The organism is Streptomyces panaciradicis, from assembly GCF_023516615.1.
GTDB lineage: Bacteria > Actinomycetota > Actinomycetes > Streptomycetales > Streptomycetaceae > Streptomyces > Streptomyces panaciradicis.
Genome location: NZ_JAMGBF010000113.1, coordinates 1 through 11,587, shown reverse-complemented (window position 1 = coordinate 11,587; position 11,587 = coordinate 1). Strand labels below are relative to the sequence as shown.

Annotated in this window: 8 protein-coding genes; 2 read left to right on the top strand and 6 right to left on the bottom strand. The window is 73.2% G+C overall.

Annotated elements, in window-relative coordinates; translation table 11 throughout:
* From M8J74_RS31745 to M8J74_RS31735, 3 genes are all read right to left on the bottom strand, one after another.
* Positions 1-384 (bottom strand): DNA repair ATPase (locus tag M8J74_RS31745; RefSeq protein ID WP_249839748.1); only part of this gene is annotated, 384 nt, incomplete at its 3' end.
* Between the two features lie 122 nt (positions 385-506).
* Positions 507-2,672 (bottom strand): flotillin family protein, encoded by a 2,166-nt coding sequence (locus M8J74_RS31740; protein WP_249839747.1) that lies wholly within the window; start codon positions 2,670-2,672, stop codon positions 507-509.
* A 64-nt stretch (positions 2,673-2,736) separates the two neighbouring features.
* Entirely contained in the window at positions 2,737-3,354 is a 618-nt protein-coding gene (locus tag M8J74_RS31735) for a hypothetical protein (protein WP_249839746.1), read from the bottom strand.
* A gap of 203 nt (positions 3,355-3,557) precedes the next feature.
* Between M8J74_RS31735 and M8J74_RS31730 the strand changes: the two genes are divergently transcribed.
* Positions 3,558-4,616 (top strand): PucR family transcriptional regulator, encoded by a 1,059-nt coding sequence (locus M8J74_RS31730; RefSeq protein ID WP_249839745.1) that lies wholly within the window; start codon positions 3,558-3,560, stop codon positions 4,614-4,616.
* On the opposite strand, the gene M8J74_RS31725 is transcribed toward M8J74_RS31730, so the two are convergent.
* From M8J74_RS31725 to M8J74_RS31715, 3 genes are all read right to left on the bottom strand, one after another.
* Complete coding sequence (locus M8J74_RS31725; RefSeq protein WP_249839744.1) at positions 4,617-7,610, bottom strand: glycine--tRNA ligase; 2,994 nt, start codon at positions 7,608-7,610, stop codon at positions 4,617-4,619.
* Between the two features lie 75 nt (positions 7,611-7,685).
* A complete protein-coding gene (locus tag M8J74_RS31720; protein WP_249839743.1) occupies positions 7,686-8,438 on the bottom strand; it encodes a TIGR03943 family putative permease subunit in 753 nt (250 codons plus the stop codon).
* Positions 8,435-9,511, bottom strand: coding sequence for a permease (locus M8J74_RS31715; protein WP_372500330.1), 1,077 nt, complete (start codon positions 9,509-9,511; stop codon positions 8,435-8,437). The genes M8J74_RS31720 and M8J74_RS31715 overlap by 4 nt, the downstream gene beginning before the upstream one ends.
* A gap of 191 nt (positions 9,512-9,702) precedes the next feature.
* Between M8J74_RS31715 and M8J74_RS31710 the strand changes: the two genes are divergently transcribed.
* On the top strand, positions 9,703-11,587 hold a 1,885-nt coding region (locus M8J74_RS31710; protein ID WP_249839742.1), incomplete at its 3' end, for an NAD-binding protein.

Below are 11,587 nucleotides of genomic sequence, written 5' to 3'. Positions count from 1 at the left end.
GGCGCCGCCCACGGCGAGCAGGTCCCGGGGGACGCGATTGTGCTCGGTGCGCAGGCTTCCGGTGCCGGAGAGCTCCAGCCCGGTGGAGCCGAACTCCTCCACGCGGCGCGCGTTGAGCTGCTCCGCCCGGCGGGCGAGTTCGGCGGCCTGGGCGGTGAGGCGGTCCCGCAGCACCTCGTAGGCGCCGTCACCGGCAGCGTCGTAGGCGCCGTCACCGGCAGCGTCGTAGGCGCCGTCACCGGGAGCGTCGTAGGCGCCGTCACCAGCGGCCTCGTATGCGCCGTCACCAGCGGCCGCGTACGAGCCGTCGCCCGCAGCCTCGTACGCGCCGCCACCCGCAGCCTCGTACGAGCCCTCACGCACATGGTCCGGGCCGGTGGTCATGGTTGCCTCTCCACGAGGTGAGCAGATCGGTGGGTCGCGTTCCGGAGCCGCCGTCCCCTCGTGCGGCGGCTCCGGAACGGGTCAGGGGGCGGCGCCGTGGGTCGTCCACGGCGCCGCCGTGGCTAGTCGCGCAGTTCCCCGCGCCCCTGCGGGGCGGTGCCGTTCACGGACGCCAGGGGCGTGTCCGCGACGCCCAGTTCGCCCGCGCGGTCGAGGAGTTGGCGCAGCGCGACCGCGTCCGCGCCGCCCGTGTTCATCAGCTTCAGCAGCAGCGCCGAGACGGTGAGGTTCTGCACGTCGGCGGTGGACACCGAGCCCAGCACGCGGCTCACGTCCTGGGTGAAGCTCGCCGTGCCGTCGAGCCAGGGCTTCGCCAGCGCCTGTGCCGTGTCCGAGTTCTGCACGAAGGCGTCGACGCCCTTGCCCAGCGAGATCGCCGACATCAGCCGGTCGAAGAAGACGGACTCGCCGCCGACGATGTCGATGTCGGCGTTCTCCAGGCCGGTCGCCAGGACCGTGGCCTGCGCCTCGGCGACCTGCCGCTGAGTGTCGAGGCCGGCCAGGCGGATCTCCTTCTCCGCCGCCAGCCGCAGCCGGTACTCCTCGTGGCCGCGGGAGGCGTCGTCCAGGGCGGCCATCGCGACCGCCTTCTGGCTCAGGCCCTCCGCCTCGGCCTTGAGCTTCTCGCCGATGCCGGTGGCCTCCGCGAGCGCCTTGGCCCGCGCGCCCTCCGCCTCGGCCCGCAGCCTGGCCTCGGCGCCCTCGGCCTCCGCGAGGGTCTTCGCCCGGGTGCCCTCGGCCTCCGCGAGCGTCCTCGCCCGGGTGCCCTCGGCCTCCGCACGCAGCCGTGCCTCCGTGGCCACGGCCTCCGCGCGGCCGGCCTTCTCGGTGACCTCGGCCTCCTTGTCGCGGACCTGTACGGCGGCAAGGCCCTCCGCGGCCGACTCGGCCTGCACGCCCTCCGCGAGCCGCAGCTTGGCGCGGGCGTCGAGGTCGGCGGACTTCAACCGGGCCTCCGCAAGGGTCAGTTGCTCGGCGGCACGGTGTGTGGCCGCGGCCTCTGCGGCCTCCGCGGCCTTGATGTCCTTGACCAGCTTCTCCTGCGCCTCGGCCTCCGCGGCGATGATCACCGACTGCCGCGTGCGCTCGGCCTCCTCGACGACGCGCAGCTTCTTGATCGCCTCCTCCTGCTCGGCGACCGTCCGGTCGACGGCGATCCGCTCCCGGACCACGTCCGCGACCGTCCGCCGCTCGGCCTCGACCTCCTTGTCCTTGGCGATCCCGGACAGGGTGGTCTCCCGCTCCCGCGCGATGACCTCCAGCATGCGGTCCTTCTCGATGCGCTCGTTCTCGACGGCGATGACCCGTTCGCGGTTCTTCTGCGCGACGGCGATCTCGCGGGCCTGGTTCTCCCGCTGGACGCCGAGCTGCTCCTCGGTGCGCAGGAACGCGGTCTGCGCGCCGAGCCGTTCCTCCTCCTGCACCCGCGCGGTGACGGCCTCCTCCTTGGCGCGCAGGGTCTCCACCTCGCGGCGCTGCCTGATCTCGGCCTCCGCCTGGCGGCGCTCCAGCTCCAGGATGGTCTCCCGGGCCTCGACGTTCTGCCGGGTGATCTCCTTCTGCTCGGTGCGCTCGTACTCGTTGGTGCGCACGTGCTCGACCGTGGTCAGCTCGGTGATCTTCCGGATTCCCTGGGCGTCGAGGATGTTCGCCGCGTCCAGCTGGGTCATCGGGGTCTGCTCGAGGAAGTCGATGGCCGCGTCGTCGAGGTGGTAGCCGTTGAGGTCGGTGCCGATGACCTGGATGATCCGGTCCCGGAACTCCTCGCGCTTGGTGTAGAGGTCGACGAAGTCCAGCTGCTTGCCGACCGTCTTGAGGGCCTCGGAGAACTTGGCGGCGAAGAAGTCCTGGATGGCCGCCGGGTCGCTGGCGGTGTGGGTGCCGATGGCCTGGGCGACCTTGATGACGTCCTCGACGGTCTTGTTGACCCGGACGAAGAAGCTGATGTGGATGTCGGCGCGGATGTTGTCCCGGCAGATCAGGCCCTCGCGGCCGGTGCGGCGGATCTCGATGGTCTTCACCGAGATGTCCATGTACTCGGCCTTGTGCAGCACCGGCAGGACGACGGCCCCGGTGAAGGTGACGTCGACCTTCTTCGTCTTGGAGATGATCAGCGCCCGGCCCTGCTCCACCTTGCGGAACAGCCGGCCGACCACCAGCAGCAGGGTGAGCGCGATGAGCAGCACGACGGCGACGAGCACGCCGATGCCCACGGTGATGGCGTTCATGACATGAGTCCTCGAAGGATGAAGTGGGTGGGTGAGCCGAACTCGGTGGGTGGGTGGGCCGAACTCAGGCGGAAGGGGGGCGGCTTGGGTCGAGCGCGCTGTCGTAGGGCGCGACCCAGAAGAACTCGCCGGTCTCGTCGTACGCGTACAGCAGTCCCGTGCTGCCGCTGCGCAGGGCGTCGTCGCCCGACTGGCGCACCTGGACCAGGGCGCTGGAGCCGTCGGCCGGCCGGACCTCGGCCTGTCCGAAGCCGCCGTCCACCCGGCCGGTGCGGATCGTGCAGGTCAGGCCGACGAAGTCGTGCCGGGAGGGGCCGGGGGCGTCCGGGAAGAGGTGCCGCAGGGGGCGGACGAGCAGCCGGGTCGTCCGCCAGGCGACCAGCAGCGCGATCCCCAGGACCGCGAGCCGGAACGCGGCCCGGGCGAGCCCGAACGGCACCAGCGGGTCCAGCAGCACCGTCGTACTGAGGCTGACGAACCAGGCGACCGCGGTGAGCAGGGAGAACGCGACCGTCACCGGTACTCCGCCCATCCCCCACGCCTCGAAGTGCTGGTGCCCGTGGAAGCCGTGGTGGTCGGCCGCGCCGACGGCGGTCAGCAGCCAGAAGACGACAACCACGACGAGTGCCGAGCTGAACAGGATGGTGGGAAACCCCGCGGCGGCCGCGACAAACGCCCCCATGGTCCCCGCCCCCCGCTTCCTCGTCTCCCTGGGTCCCGATGCCGGAAACCGGCATCGGGACCGTCCGTGGTGCTCCCCGCGGCCCATGGTGCGCGCTCTGCGCACGCCCGCGCATTGCCGGTTTCCGGAAGTGTTCACTAGGGTTTCGATGCCGGGGGCGCGCTAAGAAACCGTCACCGGCGCGTCAGGAAACGGGGGACGGGGTGGCGGAGCGCGAGACGCCCGGAGAGTATCTGGACGGGTATGCCCAACTGCTGGCGGAGGTGTCGGCGACCGGCCGGCGGCTGACCCGGGACGAGCTGGCGGCCCGGCGCGCGCTGGGCGAGCGGGCCGCCGAGGCCGGTCACGGGCTGCGCGCCCTGATCGTCGCCCATCTCACCGCCGCCCGGACCGCCTGGCCGGCCACGCCGGGCTCCGCCGACAGCGCGCTCGCCGCCATGACCCAGGTCGTCGACGCCTTCGCCGAGGGCTACGAGCACGCCCAGCTGGTCGCCGTGCGCCGGGAGGAGGCCGCGCGCCGGGAGTTCATCGACGACCTGCTCCACGGCCGCAGCGACCTCGGGTACCTGGCCGAACGCGCCGAGCGCTTCGGTCTGCGCCTCTCGCACGCCCACGCCGTCGCGGTCGCGCAGGGCCCGACGGCGTACGACGAGGGCGCGCCGGTCCCCCGCCAGGTGGAGCACGCCCTCGACGCCCGCTTCGGCCGGCGCAACATCCTGCTCACCACCAAGGACGGACGGCTGCTGTGCGTCGCGCCCGGCGACCAGGACGAGGTGCTCGCCTACTTCGCCAAGCACGCCTACGCCGCCACGGACGGCTGCCGCGTCGCCATCGGCCGGCCGCAGCAAGGGCCCGGCGGGGTCGTCCAGTCCTACGAGGAGGCCCTCAACACCCTCGAACTGGCCGCGCGGCTCGGGCTGGAGGGGCCGGTGCTGCGCGCCGCCGACATGCTGGTGTACCCGGTCCTCACCCGGGACCGGCAGGCCATGGCCGACCTGGTGCAGGACGCGCTGGGTCCGCTGACCGCGGCGCGCGGTGGTGCGGAGCCGCTGCTGGAGACGCTGAACGTGTACTTCGAGTGCGGGTGCGTCGCCGCGGAGGCCGCGCGCCGGCTGGCGCTGAGCGTGCGGGCGCTGACCTACCGGCTGGCGCGGATCCACCAGCTGACCGGGGCCGATCCGTGCGACCCCGGCCACCGGTACACCCTGCAGACGGCCGTCATCGGGGCCCGCCTGCTGGACTGGCCGGCGAAGGCGCTCTGACTACAGGGCGCTCCAGTCCAGCGTCCGGCTCGTCAGCCGGGCCACGTCCGACAGCAGGGCCAGCCGGGCCGCGCGGATGCCCAGGTCGAGGTCCATGACCAGCACCTCGTTGAAGAAGGCGTCGATCGCCTCGACCAGCGGCGCGGACGCGCCCACCAGCGCGGTGAGGTCGTCCTCCCGGCCCTGGAGGACACCGCGGACCGCCTCCGTCGCCTCGGCCAGGCGGTGTTCGGCCGGTGCCGTGAGCAACGAGCGGTCGGCGTCCTCGAGTTCGTCGGCGGGCAGGATGCGCACCACTCGCTGCAGTGCCGCCACCAGCGCGCCGAACTCGTCGCTCGCCACGTGCTGTTCCAGTGCCGCCAGCACCCGGTCGCCCGTCGCCGGTCGGTCCGCCCACACCCGTACCGCCTGCACCTGACGGTGTTCGTGGCCCGCGTCGGTGAGCTGCTGTTCGTAGCGGCGGGCGATCAACTCGGCCGCCTCGGTGAGGCGTTCGGCGGGGACCTCGATGCCCTGGGCGGTGTAGCGGGCGGCCGCCGCGCGCAGGCCGTCGCTCACGCTGACGGCCGCCGTCGCCGGTACCGCGCGCAGCACGTTGACCAGGCCGATGGCCGCCCGGCGCACGCCGAAGGGGTCGGAGCTGCCTGTCGGCACCGCGCCGATCACGAACATGCCGGTCACCAGGTCGAAGCGGTCGGCGAGGGAGAGGACGGCGCCCGCGTCGGAGGCGGGCAGGGCGCCGCCGGCCGAGCGCGGCAGCTCCATCTCGGCCAGCGCCCGCGCGACCTCCTCCGGCTCGCCGGCGCGGCGGGCGTACTCCTCCGCCATCACCCCGGCGAGGCCGGAGAACTCGACGACCATCTGCGAGGCCAGGTCGAACTTGGCCAGCTCGCCGGCGCGCCGGACGGTCGCCGTCGTGTCCTCGGCAAGGCCCGCACGGCTTGCCAGTTCCAGGCCCAGGGCGGCGATGCGCGTGGCGCGGTCGGCGACCGTGCCGAGGCGGTCCTCGAAGGTCAGCTGGTCCAGGCGGGCGCGGAAGTCGGCGGGCGCCACCTTCAGGTCGGCCCGCCAGAAGAAGGCCGCGTCCTCGTAACGGGCGCGCAGCACCGCCTCGTTGCCCGTCCGCACCACGTCGTCGTCGCAGGCGCCGTTGGCGAAGGTGATGAAGTGCGGCATCAGGCGGTCGCCGTCCAGCACCGGCAGGTAGCGCTGGTGCTTGCGCATCACGGTGGTCAGCACGCTCGCCGGGAGGTCGAGGTAGCGCTCCTCGAAGGAGCCGCGCACCGGGTGCGGGAACTCCAGGATGTCGGTGATCTCGTCGATCAGCCCGGCCTGCCCCGCCGCGTCGATCCGGCCGCCCACCTCGGCGGCCAGCCGCTCGGCGCCGCGCACCACGGCGTCGTAGCGGACCTCGCGCTCCAGGACGATGCCGTGCATCTTCAAGAAGTGCGAGTAGCCCTCGGCGGTCGTCACCTGCACGACCGGGTCGGCGGCGGTGCGGTGGACGCGGGTGGTGGTGCCGGAGGCCAGCGCGGAGACCGTCACGGGCAGCGGGGTGCGGCCGAGCAGGGCCAGCAGCCAGCGGACCGGGCGGGAGAAGGACAGTGCGGGATCGTTCCAGCGCATGTTGCGGGAGGCGCGCAGACCGGAGACGACCTCGGACAGCAGGTCGCTGAGCACCTCGGTGGCCGGGCGGCCCGGCTCCTCGCGGGTGACGGCGACGTAGTCGGTGCCCTTGACGGTGACCGTCCGGACGGCGTCGGGCTCGACGCCTTGGCTGCGGGCGAAGCCCAGCAGTGCCTGCGTCGGGGCGCCGTCCTTGTAGGCGGCCGCGGCCTTCGGCCCGCGCACGGTCTTCTCGGTGTCCGCCTCGCGCGGCTCCACCCGCTCGACGGTGACGACGACCCGGCGCGGGGTGGCCATCACGTTGATCTGGCCGTGCCTCAGACGGGTCGCGGCCAGCTTGGCGGTGACCGACTCGCGCACCGCGTCGGTGGTGGCGACGACGTCGGCGTACGGCAGTTCCTCCAGGCCGATCTCGAACAGCAGCGTCTCGGTGCCGGGCACGGTGGGCAGCGGGGCGCGCACGGCCGGGGCGGCCTCGGGGGTGATGCCGAGCGGGTGGCCGAGGGCGGTGCGGCGGGCGGCCCACAGCTTGGCCGACTCGTGCGTCAGGCCGCGCATCAGGGAGAACGCCTTGGCGCGCTCGGTGGTGCTGATCGCGCCGCGCGCGTCGAGGACGTTGAAGGTGTGGCTGCACTTGAGGACGTACAGGTACGCCGGGACCGGCAGCTCCAGGTCGAGCAGGCGCCGCGCCTCGGCCGCGTACGCCTCGAACAGCTTGTGGTTGGTGTCGACGTCGGCGTCGTCGAGGTAGTAGCGGCTCATCTCGTACTCGCTCTGGCCGAACACCTCGCCGTAGGTGATGCCGGGCGCGTAGGCGATGTCCTTGAAGTGGGAGACGCCCTGGAGGTTCATCAGGATGCGTTCCAGGCCGTACGTGATCTCCACCGAGACGGGGTTCAGGGAGACGCCGCCGACCTGCTGGAAGTAGGTGAACTGGGTGATCTCCATGCCGTCCAGCCACACCTCCCAGCCCAGTCCCCAGGCGCCGAGCGCGGGCGAGGCCCAGTTGTCCTCGACGAACCGGATGTCGTGGGCGGTCAGGTCGACGCCGAGCGCCGCGAGGCTGCCGAGGTAGAGCTCCTGCGGGTTGCCCGGGTCGGGCTTGAGGATCACCTGGAACTGGGTGTGCGTCTGCAGCCGGTTGGGGTTCTCGCCGTAGCGGGAGTCGTCCGGGCGCACGCTGGGCTCGACGTAGGCGACGCTCCACGGCTCGGGGCCGATGACCCTGAGCGCCGTGGACGGGTTGGCCGTACCCGCGCCGACCTCCGTGTTCAACGGCTGCGTGATCATGCAGCCGTTGGCGCTCCAGTAGTTCTGGAGCGTGAGGATGGCGTCCTGCATCGTCAGCGGGGTCTGGCCGGTCGTCATGGGGCGCATGATGTCACAGGGCCGAATTCGGTGACCTGCTGTTTCTCGGTGCGGACGGCGCGGCGGACAGGCGCGTCAGGTGTTCCAGCTCTCGTCGTACGGGTCCTTCGGCGTCGCCACCGGAGTCGCGGAGGCCACCTTCAGATAGGGGACGGGGCCGCCGTTCACCGGGTCCCTGGTCTGCCGGGGGATGTAACTCCCAGTGATCTCAAGCCACTTGTCGGGTTGCAGGACCGGAGGGATCGTGCCGGTCAGGGCGATCTTCACCGGCTGGGCGTCGGCGGCGCAGCAGTTGAGGGCCATGCGGACGAGGTAGGGGGCGCCGGAGCGGTCGAGGGCGACGAAGCCGGTGACCTTGATCTCACGGCCTTTGAGGTTTCGGCCGTGGTCGTAGACGGCGCGGGTGGCGTAGTCGACGACGTTGAGGTCGAGCGGGCCGGTGGCGGGCAGCTTGCCGTAGCCGTACGGCTGCTGCAGGGCCGTACCGGTGCGCATCGCGCTGTAGGAGCCGAGGGCCGGCGGGGCGACGAGGATGAGGGCGAGGAGGGGCAGGACGAGCAGCCAGGAGATGCGGGGTTCGCGGTGGGTGTGGCCGTGGTCGTGGTCGCCGTGCGCGTCCTCGGCATCGTGCGAGTCGGTGCGGTGTCTGCGGCCCCGCCACTCGTACCAGACCGTCGCCAGCGCCGCCACGATCAGCACCGCGCCGGAGGCCAGCAGCAGGGGTTGCAGTCCCGCCTTGACATAGCGCAGGTAGAGGTCGGTGACGCCGGCGTGCAGCAGGGCCGCGCCGGTCAGGAACAGGACCGCCGCCTGTGCCTGCCGGTTCACAGCAGCACCGCCCCGGTCAGCACCGCGCCCAGGATCGCCAGGACGAAGGTGGCGGGGGCGAAGCGCAGGGCGAAGCCGCGGCCGAAGGTGCCCGCCTGCATCGCGAACAGCTTGAGGTCGATCATCGGGCCCACCACCAGGAACGCCAGCTTGGCCGTCAGCGAGAACTGCGTCAGCGACGCCGCCACGAACGCGTCCGCCTCCGAGCAGATGGACAGCAGGACCGCGAGCACGGCCAGCGCGAGGATGGCCACCAGCGGGTTCTCCGCCGCCGTGCGCAGCCAGCTCGCCGGGGCCACCGCCTTGAGCGTCGCGGCGGCCATCGCGCCCAGCACCAGGAAGCCGCCCGCGTGCATCACGTCGTGCCGGACCGAGTTCCAGAAGGCGGCGCCCTTGCTCGGGCCCTCGTAGTGGGAGCGCCGCGGTGTGCGCAGCCAGTCCGTGCGGCCCAGCCGCTGCCACAGCCAGCCCATCACGCACGACACGAGCAGGCTGGCGACGAACCGGCCCACGACCATCTCCGGGTTGCGGGGGAAGGCCACCGCGGTCGCCGTCAGCACGATCGGGTTGATCGCCGGGGCGGACAGCAGGAAGGCCAGTGCCGCCGCCGGGGTCACGCCCCGGCGCACGAGCGCCCCGGCCACCGGCACGGACGCGCACTCGCAGCCCGGCAGCAGCGCGCCCGCCATGCCGGCGACCGGCACCGCGAGGGCGGGCCGGCCGGGCAGCGCCCGCGCGAAGAACGCCGGCGGCACGAACACCGCGATGGCCGCCGAGAGCAGCACGCCGAGCACGAGGAAGGGCAGCGCCTGCACGAGCACGGCGACGAAGACCGTCATCCAGCTCTGCATGACGGGTGCGTCGAGGGCGCCGCGGAGGGGTCCCTGCAGCAGCACCAGCGTCAGCAGGAGCATGGTGAGGATCAGCGGCGACCGGGACTCCGATGGCTTCTCGGGCGCCGAGGGGGCCTCGACGGCCGGCGCAGACGGCGCGGCCGGCTCCGGTCCCTCGGTGTCGCGTGGCGGCTCGTGGGCGGTGTCCGGGCCCGTCGGGGCTGGTCTGGTGATGGCCACGGGCGGGGTACCTCCGGTGCTGCGCTGCGGCGTGCGCTCGGCCTGCTCCCCCTCAGTACGGCGACAACGCCGTGGACGTTCAGTGACCGTAGGGGTTCTTCACTGGAACCACCCGTCCCGGTGGGGCAGTCTTTCCCCTCGTGGCGAGCGTTCCGAATCAAGGTCAGCCGGACGGTGGCGGATCCGCGCACATGGTGGTCTGCGGTGACGACGGACTGGCCCACCGGCTGGCCGCCGAACTGCGCGGTGTCTACGGCGAACAGGTCACCCTCGTCGTCCCGCCCTCCGAACGCGGTGTCCGGCTGCCGGTGGTGGGCCGGGCCCGCGCGACGACGACGGCACTGCTCGACCGGGTGACCGCGGCGGTGGGCCGGGGCGGGGTGGGCAGCGCCGAACCCGTCGGCGCCCAGCAGGTCGTCGAGGCCGCCGAGGCGACCGAGACCGTGCTCGCCGAGGCCGGTGTGGAACGGGCCGCCGCGCTCGCCCTCGTCTACGACGACGACGAGACCAACATCCGCGCCGCCCTCACCGCCCGCCGCCTCAACCCCCGGCTGCGGCTCGTGCTGCGCCTGTACAACCGGCGGCTCGGCCAGCACATCGAGGAACTCCTCGACCAGGCCGCCGCGTTGGCGGCGGGCGGCGGTGACGCCGCCGGTTTCGACACCTCCACGACCGTGCTGTCCGACGCCGACACGGCCGCGCCGGCGCTGGCCGCCACCGCCGTCGCCGGCACCAGCAAGGTCGTCCAGACCGACGGGCTGCTGCTGCGCGCGGTGGAGCGCACGCCGCGCCCCGGTCAGCTCCCGGCGCCGGGGCTGGCCACGCTGGCGGTGCTCTCCAGCAACGACCCGGCCGGCGCCGGCGCCGGACTCGCCGCCGATCAGGAGCCGTTGCTGCTGCCGGACGCGGCGGCGGTACGGGGCGCGACCGGGCGCGGGACGGTGGTGCTGGAGCAGGTGTCGTACTCCGGGCCCGCGCTGCCGCCGGCCCGGGGCGCCGTGCCGTTCGCGTCGCTGTTCTCGCGGCGGCTGCGGTGGTCGCTGGCGGGCATGGTGGCGTGCGTGATCGCCCTCGCCATCGCCCTGTCGGCGGTGACCGGGATGCACCCGCTGCGGGCCTTCTATCTGACCCTGCTGGACCTCTTCGCCATCGACGACCCCGCCATCGGGCAGCCCGTCGGCCGTCAGATCCTCCAACTGCTGTCCGGCCTGGTGGGGTTGCTGCTGCTGCCGGTGCTGCTGGCCGCGGTCCTGGAGGCGCTGGGCACCTTCCGTACGACCTCCGCGCTGCGCAAGCCGCCGCGCGGGCTGAGCGGGCATGTCGTCCTCCTCGGTCTGGGCAAGATCGGCACGCGGGTGCTGACCCGGCTGCGGGAACTGCAGATCCCGGTGGTGTGCGTGGAGTCCGACCCCGAGGCGCGGGGCCTGGCCACGGCCCGGCGGCTGCGGGTGCCCGTCGTCCTCGGCGACGTCACCCAGGAGGGCGTCCTGGAGGCCGCCAAGATCCACCGGGCGGAGGCGCTGCTCGCGGTGACCAGCGCGGACACGACGAACCTGGAGGCCGCGCTGTACGCCCGGTCCGTGCGGCCCGATCTGCGGGTGGTGCTGCGGCTGTACGACGACGACTTCGCGACCGCCGTGTACCGGACGCTGCGGGCCGCCCATCCGCGGGCGTCCACGCGCAGCCGGAGCGTGTCCCACCTGGCCGCTCCCGCGTTCGCCGGCGCGATGATGGGGCGGCAGATCCTGGGCGCGATCCCGGTGGAACGGCGGGTGCTGCTGTTCGCCGCGGTGGACGTGGACGGGCATCCGCAGTTGGAGGGCAAGACGGTCGGGGAGGCGTTCCGGGCGGGGGCGTGGCGGGTGCTGGCGCTGGAGCGGGGCGTGGTGGCGGCGGGGCGGGAGGAGCCGGCCGCGGAGGAGGCGTACGAGGACGCGCGGGCCGGTGCGGGTGGGGGGCTGGTGTGGGATCTGGACGACGCGTATGTGCTGCGCAAGTCGGATCGGGTGGTGATGGCGGCGACGCGGGTGGGGTTGGCGGAGTTGCTGGGGCGGCGGCGGTGGGAGCCGGCGGGGG

Coding starts and splice junctions, on each gene's coding strand:
- M8J74_RS31740 (WP_249839747.1), bottom strand. CDS start 2,672: ATGAACGCCATCACCGTGGGCATCGGCGTGCTCGTCGCCGTCGTGCTG.
- M8J74_RS31735 (WP_249839746.1), bottom strand. CDS start 3,354: ATGGGGGCGTTTGTCGCGGCCGCCGCGGGGTTTCCCACCATCCTGTTC.
- M8J74_RS31725 (WP_249839744.1), bottom strand. CDS start 7,610: ATGACGACCGGCCAGACCCCGCTGACGATGCAGGACGCCATCCTCACG.